This is a genomic window from Bacillus cereus group sp. MYBK30-2, from assembly GCF_051915945.1.
Taxonomy (GTDB): Bacteria; Bacillota; Bacilli; order Bacillales; family Bacillaceae_G; genus Bacillus_A; species Bacillus_A paramycoides.
Window position 1 is genome coordinate 23,739 of the sequence record NZ_JBQAFR010000014.1, and the last position, 18,979, is coordinate 42,717.

Sequence of the window (18,979 nt, forward strand, 5' to 3'; positions counted from 1 at the left end):
AATATTATGTAATTTAAAGATTAAACTACATTAAAACAAATAGTAAAAGGAGAGGAATTACTATGACGATATTTGTAGATCATGAAATGGAGTACATGAATTTAGAGGAAGATGCTGAACTTTTAAAATTAATGGCACATCCTATGCGTTTAAAACTAATTAATGAACTATATAAACATAAAACATTAAATGTAACACAAATAACCCAAATCTTAAAACTCCCACAATCAACTGTATCCCAGCATTTATCTAAAATGAGAGGGAAAGTTTTAAAAGGAGATCGACAAGGTCTAGAGATTTACTACAGCATTAAAAATCCAAAAGCTGAAGAAATTATTGAGTTATTAGGCCCTATCCAATAGACTCTATATAACTGCATCCTATTTTCTAAAGTAAAATACAAAATATATATTCAATACGATAAAAGGACTTATGTTTTCATTTAATGTACGGAAGTGAAAAAGTAGTAAAAGTCCTTATAAAAAAGACGCTTTTTTAGCGTCTTTTTTATCTTTTAAGATACTTTACTTGAGTTCATTAGGTAGTTATAGATTGAAAATCTGACTTTAAAGAAAAATGTTGAGTAGTTCTCTATTATTATACATAAATATTAAAGTAATAATTATGTAATTTTGCATGGATACATTTAAATCGGTTCTGGTGCAAAAAATTCAAAACTCTTGCAAGTAATCTCCTAAACTTGGGCATACTGATAGTATGACTCTAAAAAAGGGGCAACGCGTTTTATCGGACAATTCTGTGCAAAACCAGAAACAATGTATTCATACATTGTTTGGGCTAGCTTCATAAGATAGAAATGAAGAGAAAATTGCTACTCTATGTTTCTAACTAATATTTTTGCAGCAGAACCAAAGTTTTAATGCTTTGTACCAAACCCAAAATATCCTTGTCATACTAATATACTAAGCTTGTCCTCACGTAATGCCTTTAGACATATTTTTCTCTGAAGACACCTGCAAACAATATATCTTAAATTTTTATTTGTTTTATCCTATTAAATAGTTGGAGGTTTTGTTTTGGATACTGTGCTACATAAATTAAAAAGAATAACTCGGAAACAAATTCTTCTTTATACCATATTACTACTCTGCTTTTCGGCCTCAATTATTTTTGTTCATCACAATTATTCATATTATGAAAGCCCTATAGCCAAGGTTATCAAAACTAAATTAGAGTCTTCGTCCGAAATTTCAGACAGGAACAATAATCTCGATAAGATATACACTCAGAGTATAGTAGCTCAATTAAAAAACGGGAAAGAAAAAGGACAACTTATCCATTTAGTTAATGAATATTCCTTATCCGGTGGATATGATCAAGAATATCATGTTGGAAATGAATTGTTTGTTTCAATTCATAAGGGCACAGAAAAAAGCGTAAAGATAACTGGAGATATAACAGATGTAAAACGTGATAAATATGTTTTGATTAGTGGATGGATTTTTGTCTTCGTTTTAATTTTCATTGGAAAAAGGCAAGGTTTTTTTTCTATTATAAGTTTGGCAATCAATGTTGTTTTATTATCATACGCATTAGATGTTTACTTGCATACGTTAAATAGCAATTTATTACTAATATGCAGTGTAAGTGTCATTTTAATTATATTTATTTCTTTATTACTTACTAATGGTTTTAACGAGAAAACATTTGCAGCTATTTTTTCCACCATACTAGGAACTTTTATTTCATTGTTAATTACCTACCTTATAATATGGTTAACTGCTGAAAAAGGACTTAGATATGAAGAAATGCAATTTTTAACTAGACCTTATAAAGAGGTGTTTATGGCAGGTGTATTAATTGGCTCTTTAGGAGCCGTAATGGATGTAGCTATTACAATGTCTTCTTCTATCTTTGGTTTATATGAAGAAAATAATAACATCTCAATGAAGGCGCTAAAAACATCGGGTATGGATATTGGAAAAGATATTATGGGATCCATGACGAACATTTTATTTTTTGCGTACATAAGCGGTTCTATTCCGATAATTATTTTATTTTTGAAGAATGCGTCCCCATTGGGTTATACGCTTTCTATAAACCTTTCATTGGAATTAACTCGAGCCTTAGCAGGTGGTATTGGAATTGCGTTAACGATTCCGATAGGTCTATATACAACCATTTATTTTATTAATCGAAAGAAGGCAAGATTATGAATGTATTAGTATTACTGACAGTCATTTTATTTATATTGATGACCCTCATTGGTGGAAAAAAAGGAATACGATCTTTTATTGCCTTATTTCTAAACTTTGGTGTAATCTTTCTGATTATAATTTTTATGTCAGATCCGAGTTCCAACCCCATTGTTATATCCATGATTGCATGTACGATAATCAGTGTTATTACTCTGTTCTACATTAATGAAATAAACCTTAAAACAATAGCTGCATTTATCTCCACTATTATCACTATTATGATTTTACTATTTTTTATTGTTATAGTGACAAAAAAGACTATGATTCAGGGGTTTGGTGAAGAAGAAATAGAGGAGCTTAGCATATTTTCCCTTCATATTGGAGTAGATTTTAGTAAAATTGGAGCTGCTGTAATTATCATGAGTACAATAGGTGCGATTATTGATGTTGCTATTTCTATTGCATCTCCAATGGGAGAAAGATTAAATCACAATCCATTAATCAGTAGGAAAGATTTATTTACATTTGGAATAAGTATTGGGAAGGATATATTAGGGTCAAATTCGAATACATTATTTTTCGCTTTCGCTGGAAGCTATCTAGCATTGTTTTTATGGTTTAAAGATTTATCTTATTCAATTGGGGAAGTTGTAAATTCAAAAGTATTTAGTGCCGAGTTGATAACTATATTTTGCGCTGGAATCGGTATAGCTTTGGTTATTCCTATTACTTCGTGGATTACTGCATATTTTTTTATAAGAAAAAGAGATAAAAACGTTAAATAGGATTCTGCTGCAAAGTCTAGGCATGCTTAAATTACTCCTATGAAAATTTTTTCATTTTATGCGATTTTGAATATAATTTGTAATTCATCGTATGTCGAAAAGCCGAAATCAGAGATCAGATTTCGGCTTCGTTTAAATTAAGACTCTTTCTTTACTTTCAAAATACCTACATTACTGACTTAAAATCATTTTTGTCATTTTTAAAGTGGGATAGTGTGGTTTTATAAAAAAGATTGACCTTTTAAAACAAAGTTCGTTTATTTATAAAAAATATGGATCATTTATAATAAAGTTTGATTAAAATCCTGTGTTAATACGTAGGATTTTTTCATGTTTAATAATCGGGTCAGATAGTTGAACACGGAAATTGTTAATTGTAAAACTTCAACTTAAAAGCAAACGGCAGTCTTTTTGCACCAGAACCCTAATAAGGGATCCATTATATATAACCAGCGTATCATCACTAATCTTATAATAATGATATTTTGGTGGAAATAGGTTATTAAACCTGTGTATTATTAATTTCTCCTTCAGAATGCAATCTAGTTAAAGAAAAAATAGCACAAATGAGGGAGAGGACAATAATACTGCTACCAACCCAAGCCATTTGGGATATGTTTTGTACTTGATTTAAGCTAAAACCACCCACTGCAGACCCTAGAGCAATTCCAATTTGGAGAGCTGAATTATTAAAACTTTGTTGAATATCTGATGTTTTTGGAGCGCTTTGAATTAAATAGCTTTGCTGTGGTGGTGCTATTCCCCAACTTAGCGCTGCCCAAATTATCATTACCGGAATAAATAAAATAAGAGAAACTGTTGTAAAAGGTAATAAGAAAAGTGTTAAAGCAAACATTGTAATTATTATTATAATGCTTTTAGAAGCGCCTATTTTGTCTGAAACCACACCACTGATGGCTCCTCCACTTACCGCAGCTAATCCGAAAATCAAATAGCATATACTAATCCAGTAAGGATTCATCTGGAAATTTGTTTCTAAAAAAGGGGTGAAATAAGCATATAAGGTGTAATGTCCAGCTAACATAAACAATGTTGCTAAATGTGCAGATCCTAATTTTAGGCTACATACGGCTTTTAATTGAACAAGTAATGGAATTTTATTTTCTTCACCTGGGATTTTTTCTAGAAATATCGAGATTAAAATGATTGAACCGACGGATAGAACTGCAATACATAAAAATATAATTCTCCAGCCAAAAACGTTAGAAATTAATATTCCTAATGGTACACCTAAAACAAGTGATGAGCTAATCCCCATATAGATTAGTCCTAAAGCTTTTGCTTGATGAGAAGGTGTAACAATTTTTACTGCAATAGTAAGTGAAAGTACTACAACTAAAGCTGTACTCATAGCAGTTATTACCCTGGATAACATCATGAAAGAAAAAGTAGGGCTAAAATAAGTAAGTACATTTCCAATTAAGAATACATAGAGGGAGAAAAGATATAATTTCTTTCTTTCAATTCTACTTGTTAAAATCAGTAAGATAGGTCCAGTTATTGCATAAATAAATGCAAAAATTGTTATTAATTGCCCAGCAGAACTTAAAGAAATATTAAAGTCTTGAGCGATGTCTGGTAAAATACCACCGACAACAAGTTCGACAAGACCTACTGCAACGGTTGCTAAAGCTAAGATAAAAACTTTAAAATTCATTTTATCGTTTCCTTTCTGTTTAGAGTACTTTTATAAACAAAAAACTCCTGACTACAAAGCACTTATTATGCTTTTTGTAGTCAGGAGTTTTAGGTTCCCGGTAGAGACCCCCTAGCCATATTCTTGGGGTTATACAAATATTTTCTAGTTATGTATTTAATTAATAATAAAACATATTCTACTAGAATACTTTTTTGTTTGCAATAACTATTTTTAATAAATTATTTATGAATTAATAGCTGATCCGCCTGTACCTTTTATTTTTCGAGTTTTCGCGGGGTCTCTATTTTTTAGTTTAATCGGTATAGGATGCTATCCAAATAAAAAAAGGGGCTTCACCTTCTATTCTTAGAGTACGTGAATCAATACGCTCTAATTTAATAGATTTCTTATATGAATCTTAAAGTTCTTACAGTGAACTACTCGCCACTTAGCAAAGCTTGAAATGGGAGCTTTTTAGTTCCACGACGAAAGCAACCTTTCATCTCCCTGAGCGTTACTTCGGAGTGTTCCAACCCTAGATGTCCAATGCTTGGACGCTCTTTTGGTACGGTTGATATTTTACGCAGGAACCGAATGGCTTGGTTTTCGCACTCTATTTTCTTCCTGCAACCTCATATATCAAGTTATCAAAGAATTTCATGTAGCCAGTTTATCAAAAGTTTTTGGCTATGCCAAACCGAAATTCACCTCCCACCTACCGTTGAGCCAGCGCCCTTCACACGCTTGAGGAAGGAGAATTCTTTCGGTAAATTCGTTAAAATCCTTCGAATTACATTTTTAATTTTTTTTGGAGACGTTCTTCAATAAGTTTTGTTTTTTCATTCACCATTGTTGTATATGTGAAATCACCATAACAATAAGGATATCTAAAATTTTGTTTATTTCCACCACAAGTGTATGTAGCTGGATTCTGATCAACTTTCATCTTAGAAAACCTTTTAGCTGAATCTTCCGAGTGTTGTTTAGCTTCTTGATTGGCAATAAAATCAATATAACCTGGCCCCATATTATAGCTTTGAATAATTGTATCCATGCTAACACCTTTTTCTGTTCCATATTTATACATTTGAGCAAAGTGTTTTACCCCTTGTTTAATGCTCAAGTTTATCTCTTGAATTTCATTTGGCTTTAAGCCAAGTGATTCGGAAGACTGCATAGGGTCGTTGCCCTCACCTCTACTCTCTTGGTACATAATTCCTAGCAAAAGTGTTGTTTTCTCTTCTAAATTATATTTTTCTAATTCTTTTTTCATGATGGGCTCATATTGCAATAAACGTTTCTCGGTAGCAAGCACTTTATTTTTATGAGTATTGGTTTTGTAATTAAAATATAGTATCCAAATTATTGTTCCCAATCCTAAAATACTAATAAAGAATAATATAATAATTTGTACTTTTCTCTTATTCTTCAAATATTACTCCTCCTTGTATAAGAAATTCCATTTTCAATGGTAGTTGGTTATTTACAAAAGATGCAATAATCCTCTATTTTCCTGCTTTTTTAGACTCGAAATTTTTCTTCTAGATGTTAAGTTTAATAGAAAAATTTAAAGATAAGGTAAAGATAAGATAAAGATAAAATAAAGTGCATTTTTTAAGGTATCCAAAATGTGTTCTAAATCAACCCTGATGTACTGAGACTGTTTTTACTGTTCCATTCCGATAATTCTTCAGAAAATAATTGTAGTTCACTGTGAATCGAAAACTTTGTAAAAAACATCATTCTACCTGTATATTTTTACAAAAAGAATAACGTTTTTTGTATTTGAGGGTATTAAAATCTCTTAAGCTAAGTGGTATATAAGGTTACTCCTAAAAGGTCAATTTTGTAAAAATGTATTATAATGGATTTTGGAAATGTGAAATTTAAATGTATTAGAGGGGAGATATATTATGGCAACATTTATACTGGTACACGGTGCATGGGATGGTGGATATGTTTGGAAAGAAGTTGCAACACAGTTGAGAAAAGAGGGGCATGAAGTATATACACCTACATTAACTGGACTCGGAGAAAGAGAGCATCTTGCACATCCGGGTGTAGGATTAAAAACATATATTCAAGATATTGTGAACGTTATTCATTATGAAAAATTAAAGGAGGTTATTTTAGTCGGGCATAGCTATGCTGGAATGGTAATAACGGGAGTTGCAGAAATTAATCCAGAGAGCATTAAAAATATTGTGTATATTGATGCGATGATTCCAAATAACGGAGATTCTGTAATGGATATTTCTGGACCGGAAATGTCTTCACATTTTATAGAAGAAGTAAAGGTTCATGGAGACGGATGGCGTATTATTCCAAGAAATGCATCAGATCAAAGAAGAGTTGCAATGCCACTATTAGCATTTACACAATCAATTGAAATGAATAATTCGAAAGTAAATGGGATCCCACATACATATATAGAAATTCTTGATCATCCAGCAAATTGGCCAATGGCTCCTATTTTTCAAAAATCAGCTGAAATAGCAAAGGAGAGAAAATGGGATATATATTCTATTCAAAGAGGTGGGCATTGGGTTATGCAAACAAACCATGAAGAATTAGCTCGTATTTTAGAGAGATGTAGTTAATAACATAAAAAGACTGCACATAAGAAATTTGCTTAGCGTATATTTTCATTAAAATGCTGGTAGTACGTCTATTATGGATAATATTAAACCGAGAAAATCGCTAACCGTGATTGAAGTAGTTATTAAAAATCAAAAATAATCGTTGGACTTATATAGTCTTAAAGGCTAAGGTATCTATGAAGATAAGTTCTCACCGCTTGTAAAGGCTGTTCCAACTTATTAATAATTAAGAAGGCTATCCTGTGCATAAGCAAGAAGATAGCCTTTTTTGTGAAAATTAAGTAACTGAGAAATAACGAAAAAACAAATTGAGCTTTGAAAATTCATTAACTTTAGAAAATAACGTTTTTTTTACACTTGGGGGTATTTCAAAATCTTAAGTGGATGGGCATGTGGGGTACCGTCAGGAAAGTGAGGGTTTACAACGTTAAGGAAGTTTCAACCCATAAAAAAAGGCGATCTCTTAACCAAAAAATTGCCTTTTTCCCGTAATTTCTTAAACGCACAAAGTAATGCGGGCGCCTTATTTGTAGTGAGAACCGTTGGTTCTCCAAACATTTTCACTAGTCTTTTCATAAAAGCATAAGCGGCCTGATGATCTCGCTTTTTACGAAGTCGAATATCCAATGTGTGCTCTTCTATATCAATCGCATGATATAAATAACACCATTTCCCTTTGACTTTTATATAGGTTTCATCTAGTCTCCAAGACAAGTGGGTGTTTTTCGTTTTCTTCTTCCAAATTTGATAAATCAAGCTCCCATATTCATGAACCCAACACATAATGGTTGTGGGATGAACCGAAATACCACGTTCTTTCAGAATTTCAGAGACATCACGATAGCTTAAAGCAAAACGGCTCCCAAAATAATATCTCGTTTGAACTGTTTCCCCTTAAAATATCGCATTTGTGATTCTCCTCGTTCCTTTTTTCTAGAGTGTAGTTTCATTTAGAAAACTTTGCAACAGAACCTTTTGATTGTATATGACATTTTTATTCCCTACACATAATACCTACTACTAACAATATCGATTCTATTCTGTTATAATATGAATTAGCAACATAAAGGAAAGGAATTAGAAAAAATGACCTTACAAAATACTAAAAACCTGAAAAAACAAGTTGCTCCTTTTGAAAAATCAACGACAAAAAAAAGTATTTGGCAAATCATCAACACAATAGTGCCATTTATTATATTATGGTACCTTGCTTATAAAAGCCTGTCCGTTTCTTATTGGTTAACATTAGTTCCATCTGTGATAGCCGCTGGGTTTTTGACACGGATTTTCATTATTTTTCATGATTGTACCCATCATTCTTTTTTTAAAAGTCGCCATGCAAATAGAATAGTTGGGACATTTATGGGTGTTTTAACTTTATTCCCGTTTGATCAATGGGGGCATGAGCATTCTATTCATCACGCTACAAGTGGTAATTTGGATAAGCGAGGTACAGGAGATATTTGGACCCTTACAGTGAATGAATATTTGGCAGCACCACTTAGACACCGTTTAGCATATCGTTTTTATCGTAACCCATTGGTTATGTTTGGATTAGGTCCGATTTATGTTTTCCTGCTTAAAAATAGATTTAACCGAAAAGGTGCCAGAAAGAAGGAACGCATGAACACCTATTTGACGAATGTTTTAATCGTTGCTTTAGTAGGGTTACTCTGCTGGGCACTCGGATGGCAATCGTTTCTTTTAGTACAAGGTTCCATATTCTTAATATCAGGTTCAGTAGGTATTTGGCTGTTTTACGTACAGCACACATTTGAGGATTCTTATTTTGAAGAAGATAAAGAGTGGGAATATGTGAAAGCAGCAGTGGAAGGAAGTTCTTTTTATAAACTTCCAAAACTCCTGCAATTTCTTACTGGTAATATTGGATTTCATCATGTTCACCATTTAAGTCCAAGGGTACCTAACTATAAACTAGAAGAGGCACACAATAATACACTTCCTTTAAAAAATGTACCAACGATTACTCTTGCTACAAGCCTGCGGTCAATCCGTTTTCGTCTATGGGATGAGCAAAACAACAATTTTGTTAGCTTTAAAGACGTCAAATATTTAGCGAAAAACAATGTTTCTATTCAAGTGAAATCCGAACTATAATTTCATCATTTATGGCTGACTCCCCTTAATAATCCTTGATTTAAGGGGAGTCTTTGTTTAAGTAGTAGATGCCCGATAAGGAGAAAACTTAAATGATTCAAATTGTAATTGCGGAGGATTAAGAAATGCTGTTAGGGATAATTGGTTCCCTACTGAATTCAAATGAAAATGATGAAGAAAAAATAATAGAATCTGCTGTCAATGTACTGTCTAAATGTTTATCTCTTGAGAAACTTCGCAACAAAAACCTTTTTTATTTATCACCTTTTTGCACCAGAACCGGATACATCGGAACACCTTATGAATTATATTGAACCGAAGGGGCTTACGTTGATAATCGACTTTTTAATAGGTAAAAGCGTGTTTATATGCTTGAGTCTGAAGAAGAAACCAAACTTTCGTTGAATACATGTAAACAATGTGAGAACCATTGATAATCCAATAGTTCTCACATTGAGATTAAGATAAGTCCGAATTTTATACGCTAAGACAATTTCTAAAGTGAAATCTCATCTTTACAGAATTTACGATGCGCGAAAGCCCACGCAGGACTTTAGTCCGTCTTTAGACGTGGGATGAAAGCAGCGTTTTTGCATAGCAAAACATGGTATACTTTATTTATAGTCATGCAAAAGACTCTAAAACGACTGTTCTCTGAAAACAGAATACATATGAGGTTGGGGTAGCAAATTCTTCTACTCCGTAAAATGTATTAAGTCGTCATGCAAAAGACGTAAAAACATTTGAGAACCAACAATCTGTACGGTATGGTCACAGTACCGTAGCCCATGAACCTATATGGTCTGTTGTGGGAGTGGTGATGGCACACCGCAATCTTGCACGTCAGCGATACCAGAAATGGACTTCGCCTTTGGTAGCAAGAATCCCACTGGCGTTAGTCAGCCGGCCCCTTTAGGGGTGGGAGTGTCAATACTGGGGTGTTTCTTTTTGTTAGCTTGATGAGCATCGGTCTGTATCCCTTTTAACACAAAACAATGATTTTATATGGTGTAGTTTGAGCTGGTATACTCATTGTTGTAAGACCATAAATAGCTATTAAATTTCGATTCACAAGATTCCCTGTAAAAAATTGACCGTTTGTTAATAAAATTTGAGTAGAAGGAGAAATATTTAATTTTAATTTTCCATCACTACTCTCCAACTGTTCATTAAAATAGTCTACTTTTACATTTTGATGCGGTGTATACTTAGCCATAACAATTGCTTGAAATTGTGGTGGGAAAATGAGAGGAACAGGAGCGTTAGCATCGTAAAATCCACTTATTTTATCTCCTATTACTACTGTTGCGTAGTCAATAAAATAAGTATTTGGTTTCACTACAAAATTTATTAGAGTTCCATAACCATTATTTACGGATATTAACTTATTACATCCTATTTCTTCATTTGATCCTGTTACAAAATCGTTAATCATAGTTATTGTACCCTCAAATGATTGAAAGTTTGTCATTCAAATACCTCTTTTGTTTATATAATTAAACCTTTATTGCTACTCTACAATTTTTAAAAACATGTAAATGAACTAATCCTTCTTGTATCAATTCCAAAAATCATCCAAAACCTACCGTTCCATCTAAAACCAGTAACAGATCTTGGTCCTACAAAAATCGGATAATACCAAAACTGTTCACCATTTGTAAGCCATATATAGGTGTTTCGAAATAAACAGAATGAAATTGCTCCTGGATCAACAGCAAATGGTGAAGCTGTTGATTGTTGAGGAATAAATGATGGGGGAGGAGATGTTGGGGCTTGTGAACTTTGTTCTCCTGGAAAACCTGGTCCACCCGGAAAACCTGGTCCACCCGGAAAACCTGGTCCACCTGGAAAACCTGATGGCCCTGGTAAACCAGGAATTTGAAGACCAGGGAATTGACGATCGAAGTATTGATCATAATTTATATAAGGATAATATATTGACTCATTATACATTTAAAAGTCACCTCTTTATTTTATAACTTCCTAAAGTATTAATATGTAATATTGCCTATACATGAAGCTTATCCGCTTCATGTATAGACAATATTTTTATAAGGCAGATATATTTGTTTTTGGATGTGAGCGTAGTGGCTGGGGTGAAGCGAAGCTAGGGGTAAGAGGAAGGAGAATTCTTTCGGATAATTCATTTCTCCATATTACGTTATACATCTTATAACGAAAAATAACAAATAACGACATGTTTTTTAGGAATATTGTTATTTATTGCTTATTTGTCTTTTATTTGTTGTTTATTTATCTTTAGTTTGTTGTTTATTTGTTGTTTTTTGTTATGGAGAAGTATGTAATTATGCATATTTAAATAAAGGGGATCGATATGCAGAGTGTGATTAAATTATATTAAACAAAAATCAAATTATATTAGCTATTTTATATATATTTAAAATAACCCCTTTTTAACTAAGTAAATCAAGTTGTAACTGCTATAATTACTTAAATTATATTAAAAAATCATTTTATAAGTATAACATTCTCGCTCGTATTAATACTTAATAGTTAAATTATTGGATATAATCGACAAAATTCTACTATTTACGTATTAAAAATTTAATGTTTTAATAAAGGTGCAATTGGTATGACCACTCAAGGGGGGAGAAGATTGCACTAATAAATGTGCAGTAAAGTTGAAAGTAATATTATGTCGATTTGAATTAACTTAATGCTCAGTTAATTTAGAGGAGAATTTAGAATCTCAAAAGTATCACATTTGTAAAAAAAGTGTTTTAAGTTTCTACATAGCAAAAGTGATTTTATTCCGCAATATAAGTATAAGCAATGTACAGTATAATTTCATCTTTTGTAATCTTGTAGGACCTTGTCGACAAAACTAGGCGAGATATTATGAAATTATTATATTATTAAAAAAGTCATGACAGGGATAGCTGTAGGAGCAATGGGTTTATCTATCTGGGCTCTTGTAAGTCAAACAGCAACTCAAGAGAAAAATAAATATTATACTATTCATTGGGCAGTTAATTCAAATATAGGTGATGAAATTCTATTGTTTACTTTTATGAAACTTAATATTCAAATTAAAAGTAAATAATATCCTTACATTCTATGAGAAGTAAATAATAACGAGGTTTAACACTCTATCTGAAAGATTTCTCCTTCCTCGAGCATGTGAAAAAAAGAGCCTAGCATTAGGTCGTTCAAGATGTATGTATAAGATTGTAAATAGACAATAGTAAAGGGGTGTACGGAATGAAAAATAAAATAATTACAGGACTTTTTATAACATCAATTGTAACTGGGGCGACTATTCCTATCAATACTCTTGCAACACCAATCGTTCATGCAGAAACTCAACAGGAAAGCATGGATATATCCTCATCATTACGAAAATTAGGTGCACAATCTAAATTAATCCAAACATATATTGATCAAGGTTTAATGAGCCCTAATGTACAGCTAGCAGAAGTCCCAGCTTTAAATACAAATCAATCCCTAATCAAGCAAGATATGAAGGAATGGTCATCAGAACTTTATCCAAATTTAATTCTAGTAAATTCAAAAAGTAAAGGGTTTGTAACTAAATTTAATAGCTATTATCCAACATTAAAAGCGTTTGTAGACAATAAAGAAGATAAAGAAGGGTTTTTGGATAGACTTGAAGTTCTTCAAGATATGACTATGACGAACCAAGAAAACGTACAAAGACAGATTAATGAATTAACAGATCTTAAATTACAGCTGGATAAAAAACTTCAAGATCTTGATATGGATGTAACAAAAGCACAGGGTGTACTAAGTTCAGATGGAACAGGGAAAATAGATCAGCTAAAAAATGAATTACAAAATACCCAAAAATCTATTCAAAATGATTTACAACAAATAGCATTATTACCAGGAGCTTTAAATGAACAAGGGTTTGTTATTTTCAAAGAAGTCTATAACCTTTCAAAAGATATCATTGAACCTGCTGCTCAAACAGCAGTAGCAGCGTATAACAAAGGAAAAGAAATTAACAACTCTATTTTAGAAGCAGAGAAAAAAGCAGAGCAAGAAGCGAAAGAAAAGGGTAAATCTGCTCTAGAGATTGAAGCTGCCAAAAAAGAAGCCCGTGAAGCAATTGAGAAAAGCAAACAAGCTGAAATAGCTGCAGCTGCAGTTGCAAAAACAAAAGAGTATGACCTTACGAAAGTTATTGACCCTGAAAAAATTAAGAAAACATATAGTGCTTTCGCTGAAGTAAATAAACTAACAGCAGAACAGCGAACACATTTAGCAGATTTAGAGACACAAAACCAAAAATTTTATGATTTAACTAAGAACCTAAAAATAGCAGATTTACAAAAATCAATGCTTCTTATTATGCAAAATGATTTACATACATTTGCAAATCAAGTAGATGTAGAACTTGACCTACTAAAGCACTATAAGGAAGATTTGGGTCTAATAAAAAATAGCCTTACAAAATTATCTACTAATGTTGATACAACTAACCAACAGTCTCAAAAAGATACATTAAGACAATTAAAAAATGTAATAAGTTACCTTGAAGAACAGGTCTATAAATTTTAATATTATGTTTTTGAAAATCTAAAAAGATTATAAGAATCTAGCGAAAGAATGAGAAGGAGAATAGTTATGAAAAAATTTCCATTTAAAGTGTTGACTTTAGCTACTCTGGCAACGGTTATAACTGCTACTACCGGTAACACTATTCATGCATTTGCACAAGAAACGACTGGTCAAGAACAAAAAGTAGGGAATTATGCATTAGGGCCTGAAGGACTGAAGAAAGCATTGGCTGAAACAGGATCTCATATTCTTGTAATGGATTTATACGCAAAAACAATGATTAAACAACCAAATGTAAATCTGTCCAATATTGATTTAGGTTCAGAAGGAGGAGAATTAATCAAAAACATTCACCTTAATCAGGAACTGTCGCGAATCAATGCGAATTATTGGCTAGATACAGCGAAACCAAAGATTCAAAAAACAGCACGTAATATTGTAAATTACGATGAACAATTTCAAAATTATTACGACACATTAGTAGATACTGCACAAAAGAAAGATAAGGCAGGCTTAAAAGAAGGTATAAATGATTTAATCACTACAATTAATACAAATTCAAAAGAGGTTACAGAAGTAATTAAGATGTTACAGGACTTCAAAACAAAACTATATACAAATTCTACAGATTTTAAAAATAATGTAGGCGGCCCAGATGGAAAAGGTGGATTAACGGCACTATTAGCGGGTCAACAAGCGCTAATTCCACAACTTCAAGCTGAAATTGAGAAGCTACATTCTACTCAGAAAGAACATTTTGACAATGTATTAGCATGGTCAATTGGCGGTGGATTAGGAGCAGCCATTTTAGTTATTGGAGCTATTGCAGGAGCGGTAGTAATTGTTGTGACTGGCGGTACAGCAACACCGGCTGTTATTGGTGGCCTTACAGCTCTTGGTGCAGCTGGAATTGGTTTAGGAACAGCAGCTGGTGTCACGGCATCTAAGCATATGGACTCCTATAACGAAATTTCTAACAAAATCGGACAATTAAGTATGAAAGCTGATCTCGCTAGCCAAGCTGTTATTTCGCTTACTAACGCGAAAGACACTTTGGCATATCTGTATCAGACAGTGGATCAAGCAATACTGTCTCTAACGAATATTCAACAACAATGGAATAAAATGGGGGCTAATTATACAGATTTGTATGATAATATCGACCAAATGCAAGAGCATAAACTCTCGTTGATACCTGATGATTTAAAGGCTGCTAAACAAAGTTGGAATGATATTCATAAAGATGCAGAATTCATTTCGAAAGATATTGCTTTTAAACAAGAATAGAATTTAAAAATCATAACCTATATTGGAGGAATATAAAATGATGAAAAAAATCCCGTACAAATTAATCGTTGCATCGGCTCTTTTAACTATGACAGCAACTTCGGTTGTTTCACCAGTAGCAACTTATGCAAGTGAAATTGAACAAACAAACAATGGAGATACGGCTCTTTCTGCAAATGAAGCGAAGATGAAAGAAACCTTGCAAAAGGCTGGATTATTTGCAAAATCTATGAATGCCTATTCTTATATGTTAATTAAAAATCCAGATGTGAACTTTGAAGGAATTAATATTAATGGATATGTGGATTTACCTGGTAGAATTGTACAAGATCAAAAGAATGCAAGAGCACATGCTGTTACTTGGGATACGAAAGTAAAAAAACAGCTTTTAGATACATTGACGGGTATTGTTGAATATGATACAACATTTGACAATTATTATGAAACAATGATAGATGCGATTAATACAGGGGATGGAGAAACTTTAAAAGAAGGGATTACAGATTTACGAGGTGAAATTCAACAAAATCAAAAGTATGCACAACAATTAATAGAAGAATTAACTAAATTAAGAGACTCTATTGGACAAGATGTTAGGGCATTTGGAAGCAATAAAGATCTCTTGCAGTCGATTTTAAAAAACCAAGGTGCAGATGTTGAGGCCGATCAAAAGCGTCTAGAAGAAGTATTAGGATCAGTAAACTATTATAAACAATTAGAATCTGATGGATTTAATGTAATGAAGGGTGCCATTTTGGGTCTACCGATAATTGGCGGTATCATAGTGGGCGTAGCAAGAGATAATTTAGGTAAGTTAGAGCCTTTATTAGCAGAATTACGTCAGACCGTGGATTATAAAGTAACATTAAATCGTGTAGTTGGAGTTGCTTACAGCAATATTAATGAAATGCATAAGGCACTGGATGATGCTATTAACGCTCTTACTTATATGTCCACGCAGTGGCATGATTTAGATTCTCAATATTCAGGAGTACTGGGACATATTGAGACTGCATCACAAAAAGCGGATCAAAATAAATTTAAATTCTTAAAACCTAACTTGAATGCAGCTAAAGACAGTTGGAAAACATTACGAACAGATGCGGTCACATTAAAAGAAGGAATAAAAGAATTAAAAGTGGAACCTGTTACGCCACAAAAATAGGGAAATATTAATTCTGTTGCAAAGTGGCCTAAAACATAGAGAGTCTATGATTACACTCTTAAATAGTAAGGCGACAATTAATAAATCCTTATATACCAGAAAGGCGGAGTCTCATTAAAGACTTCGCCTTTCACTTATATAATTTTCATCCAAATAAAAAGATAACCGTGCAGTTTTACTTGTTTTTTAAAACTTTGCAACAGAACCGATTAATATGGGACAGATTATAAAGATTTGCTTGATAATATCGACTCTAGGCAACAACATAGATTCTTTTTAATACTTGATGATTTAAAGGCTGCTAAAGAAAGTAAGGATGATACTTATAAAAGGTGTATAACCCATTTCGAAAGACATCGTTTTTAAAGAAGAATAGAACTTGAAATCAAATCTTATATCGGAGGAATATGAAATGATGAAAAAAATTCCGTATAAAATACTCGCTGTATCAGCGTTTTTAACTATGACAACTACTTATGCAGTCACACCAGTAGCAGCCTTTGCAAGTGAAATTGAACAAACTAACAATGGAGATATGTCTCTTTCAGCAAATGAAGAACAGATGAAAAAAACTGTGCAAGATGCTGGGTTATTTGTAAAATCTATGAATGAATATTCTTATTTGCTAATTAATAATCCAGATGTGAGTTTTGAAGGAATTACTATTAATGGGTATGCAGATTTACCTAGTAAAATTGTACAAGATCAAAAGAATGCAAGAGAACATGCAGTTTCATGGAATACGAAAGTAAAAAAACAGCTTTTAGATACATTGACAGGTATTATTGAATACGATACAAAATTTGAAAATCATTATGAAACATTAGTAGAGGCAATCAATACTGGGAATGGAGATACTTTAAAAAAAGGGATTACAGATTTACGGGGGGAAATTCAACAAAATCAAAAGTCTGCAAAAGTATTAATAGAAGAATTAACTAAATTTAAAAATGCTATTGGAGAAGATGTTAGAGTATTTGGAAGCCATAAAGAGACCTTGCAGTCTATTTTAAAAAGCCAAGGAGCTGCGGTTGAGGATGATCAAAAGCGTCTAGAGGACCTTTTAGGGCAAGTAAACTATCAGAAAGATATAGAATCTAAGGGATTGGACATGGTGAAAATCCCCTTTCTTCCCACATTGATTGCTGGTGGGATAATGATAGGTGATGCAAGAGGTAAGTTAGGCTGGTTAGAGCCGGAATTAGCAAAATTACGCCAGAATGTAGATTATAAAATAACATTAAATCGTGTAGTAGGAGTTGCGTTTCATAATATTAGTGATATGCATAGTGCGATTGATAATGCTATTACTGCTCTTACTTATATGTCCACGCAATGGGATGATTTAGACTCTCGATATGCGGGCGTACTGGGACATATTGATAAAGCGGATCAAAAAGTTGATCAAAATAGATATAAATTCTTAATCCCTAACTTGAATGCAGCGAAAGACAGTTGGAAAACATTACGAACAGATGTTGTCACATTACAAGAAGGGATAAAAATTGCAGAGAAAAAAGAACAGGATTTTATGAATCAGCTTCGTCCATCAAGCGTTTTCTACTTTTATAAAAAAATTCATAACGCATATACATTTGAAATAAAGACTGGATCAAATGCACCAAATGCGTCTTATAAAGTTATGAATTTAACTAAAAACACTGTTCATAATATGTGGGGCGGAGGACCAAATACAAACATGTGGGCTGACTGGCTTTCATTCAATCCCAAAGATGAATTTGCGGTGGTAGCAGTAGTAGATGGGAAAGAGTATGTTGTATATAAAGACAAAGTAGAAAATATAATGAACTGAACCCGAAAAGTTAGACAGAAAAATTACGCAGCGATTGGAGATGGTACACTAAACTGGACACTAAGTTAAGTGAAAAAGATGATTCAGAGAGTTCGCTTTCCATTTATTTCTCACAAGCATGGTTAGTTTAGTCATATCTCGTCCTATATACATACTTTCATCTCCATAATATGTAGTTTGAATGAATACTGAAATAATATACGGAAGTTTAAAAATAAAATTAAGGATAGCTATTAAATGGATTGGTTATATTATTGGTTGTGGAGGTGAGAAAGATGAACAAAAAACAACAAGGTTACAATAAGGCAACTTCTGGCGCTAGCATCCAAAGCACAAATGCTAGCTATGGTACAGAATTCGCAACTGAAACAAATGTACAAGCAGTAAAACAAGCAAATGCACAAGCAGAGGCAAAGAAAGCACAAGCTTCAGGTACACAAAGTGCAAATGCTAGTTATGGTACAGAATTTGCAACTGAAACGGATGTGCATGCAGTGAAAAAACAAAATGCACAATCAGCTGCAAAAAAATCACAATCTTCTAGCTCTAATCAATAATGAAGGAAAAACACTTCTCTATCTTAAGAGAAGTGTTTTCTCAGGCTGTGGAGAAAGTCTTCCCCACAGCCTATTTTTGCGTTTGGACCTCTTTTTATGTGTCAACACTAATAACAAAGAGGAAAGGGAAAGATTTTTTATCGTTTTCTGACAGAATACTCCTTCCTCAAGCGTGTGAAGGACGCTAGCCCAACGGTAGGTGGGAGATGAATGTCAGTAGGCGTAAGCCTACGTTTTTTTGTATACTGTAGATATCCTATAACAAAGTGAGGTGCAACCTATGTTAGTAAATA

Annotated in this window: 14 protein-coding genes, 2 pseudogenes and 1 riboswitch; of the genes and pseudogenes, 10 read left to right on the forward strand and 6 right to left on the reverse strand. The window is 32.8% G+C overall.

Annotated elements, in window-relative coordinates:
* Positions 1–62: 62 nt before the first annotated feature.
* The 3 genes from ACTFQM_RS26695 (at position 63) to ACTFQM_RS26705 (ending at position 2,944) form a co-directional block, all read left to right on the forward strand.
* A complete protein-coding gene (locus ACTFQM_RS26695) occupies positions 63–362 on the forward strand; it encodes an ArsR/SmtB family transcription factor (protein WP_098304293.1) in 300 nt (99 codons plus the stop codon).
* Between the two features lie 675 nt (positions 363–1,037).
* Positions 1,038–2,177: a YibE/F family protein gene (locus ACTFQM_RS26700; RefSeq protein WP_440036949.1), complete on the forward strand. Its 1,140-nt coding sequence runs from the start codon at positions 1,038–1,040 to the stop codon at positions 2,175–2,177.
* Complete coding sequence (locus ACTFQM_RS26705) at positions 2,174–2,944, forward strand: YibE/F family protein (RefSeq protein WP_440036950.1); 771 nt, start codon at positions 2,174–2,176, stop codon at positions 2,942–2,944. The genes ACTFQM_RS26700 and ACTFQM_RS26705 overlap by 4 nt, the downstream gene beginning before the upstream one ends.
* Before the next feature lie 56 nt (positions 2,945–3,000).
* Here the strand turns inward: ACTFQM_RS26705 and ACTFQM_RS26710 are convergent.
* The 3 genes and pseudogenes from ACTFQM_RS26710 to ACTFQM_RS26720 all read right to left on the reverse strand — a co-directional run.
* Positions 3,001–3,081: pseudogene (locus ACTFQM_RS26710) on the reverse strand (IS6 family transposase); the annotation flags it as partial.
* Positions 3,082–3,446: 365 nt separating this feature from the next.
* Positions 3,447–4,622 carry an MFS transporter gene (locus ACTFQM_RS26715; RefSeq protein WP_440036951.1) on the reverse strand — a complete coding sequence of 392 codons (1,176 nt, stop codon included), beginning with the start codon at positions 4,620–4,622 and terminating at the stop codon, positions 3,447–3,449.
* 57 nt (positions 4,623–4,679) lie between these two features.
* Positions 4,680–4,779: riboswitch (purine riboswitch) on the reverse strand.
* 615 nt (positions 4,780–5,394) lie between these two features.
* Positions 5,395–6,036: a lysozyme family protein gene (locus ACTFQM_RS26720; protein ID WP_440036952.1), complete on the reverse strand. Its 642-nt coding sequence runs from the start codon at positions 6,034–6,036 to the stop codon at positions 5,395–5,397.
* A gap of 481 nt (positions 6,037–6,517) precedes the next feature.
* On the opposite strand from ACTFQM_RS26720, the gene ACTFQM_RS26725 reads away from it, so the two are divergent.
* Positions 6,518–7,204, forward strand: a complete 687-nt coding sequence (locus ACTFQM_RS26725; RefSeq protein WP_440036954.1) for an alpha/beta fold hydrolase — start codon at positions 6,518–6,520, stop codon at positions 7,202–7,204.
* Positions 7,205–7,681: 477 nt separating this feature from the next.
* On the opposite strand, the pseudogene ACTFQM_RS26730 reads toward ACTFQM_RS26725, so the two are convergent.
* Positions 7,682–8,112 (reverse strand): annotated as a pseudogene (locus ACTFQM_RS26730) (IS6 family transposase); the annotation flags it as partial.
* A gap of 178 nt (positions 8,113–8,290) precedes the next feature.
* On the opposite strand from ACTFQM_RS26730, the gene ACTFQM_RS26735 reads away from it, so the two are divergent.
* Complete coding sequence (locus tag ACTFQM_RS26735; RefSeq protein ID WP_440036955.1) at positions 8,291–9,322, forward strand: fatty acid desaturase; 1,032 nt, start codon at positions 8,291–8,293, stop codon at positions 9,320–9,322.
* Positions 9,323–10,304: 982 nt separating this feature from the next.
* On the opposite strand, the gene ACTFQM_RS26740 is transcribed toward ACTFQM_RS26735, so the two are convergent.
* Both ACTFQM_RS26740 and ACTFQM_RS26745 read right to left on the reverse strand, forming a co-directional pair.
* Positions 10,305–10,793 (reverse strand): hypothetical protein, encoded by a 489-nt coding sequence (locus tag ACTFQM_RS26740; protein ID WP_048371934.1) that lies wholly within the window; start codon positions 10,791–10,793, stop codon positions 10,305–10,307.
* A gap of 53 nt (positions 10,794–10,846) precedes the next feature.
* Entirely contained in the window at positions 10,847–11,275 is a 429-nt protein-coding gene (locus ACTFQM_RS26745; RefSeq protein WP_440036956.1) for a collagen-like protein, read from the reverse strand.
* 1,269 nt (positions 11,276–12,544) lie between these two features.
* Between ACTFQM_RS26745 and hblC the strand changes: the two genes are divergently transcribed.
* The 5 genes from hblC (at position 12,545) to ACTFQM_RS26770 (ending at position 18,686) form a co-directional block, all read left to right on the forward strand.
* Positions 12,545–13,864: a hemolysin BL lytic component L2 gene (gene hblC / locus ACTFQM_RS26750; protein ID WP_440036957.1), complete on the forward strand. Its 1,320-nt coding sequence runs from the start codon at positions 12,545–12,547 to the stop codon at positions 13,862–13,864.
* Positions 13,865–13,930: 66 nt separating this feature from the next.
* On the forward strand, positions 13,931–15,151 hold the full coding sequence (gene hblD / locus ACTFQM_RS26755; protein ID WP_002175240.1) for a hemolysin BL lytic component L1: 1,221 nt from the start codon (positions 13,931–13,933) through the stop codon (positions 15,149–15,151).
* A 37-nt stretch (positions 15,152–15,188) separates the two neighbouring features.
* Positions 15,189–16,316, forward strand: coding sequence for a hemolysin BL binding component B (gene hblA, locus ACTFQM_RS26760; RefSeq protein WP_440036959.1), 1,128 nt, complete (start codon positions 15,189–15,191; stop codon positions 16,314–16,316).
* A gap of 412 nt (positions 16,317–16,728) precedes the next feature.
* The gene (gene hblB / locus ACTFQM_RS26765) at positions 16,729–18,129 is read left to right on the forward strand and encodes a hemolysin BL regulatory component HblB (RefSeq protein WP_178939414.1); all 1,401 of its coding nucleotides are present in this window, start codon (positions 16,729–16,731) and stop codon (positions 18,127–18,129) included.
* 275 nt (positions 18,130–18,404) lie between these two features.
* Positions 18,405–18,686 (forward strand): gamma-type small acid-soluble spore protein, encoded by a 282-nt coding sequence (locus ACTFQM_RS26770; RefSeq protein WP_440036961.1) that lies wholly within the window; start codon positions 18,405–18,407, stop codon positions 18,684–18,686.
* Positions 18,687–18,979: the final 293 nt, after the last annotated feature.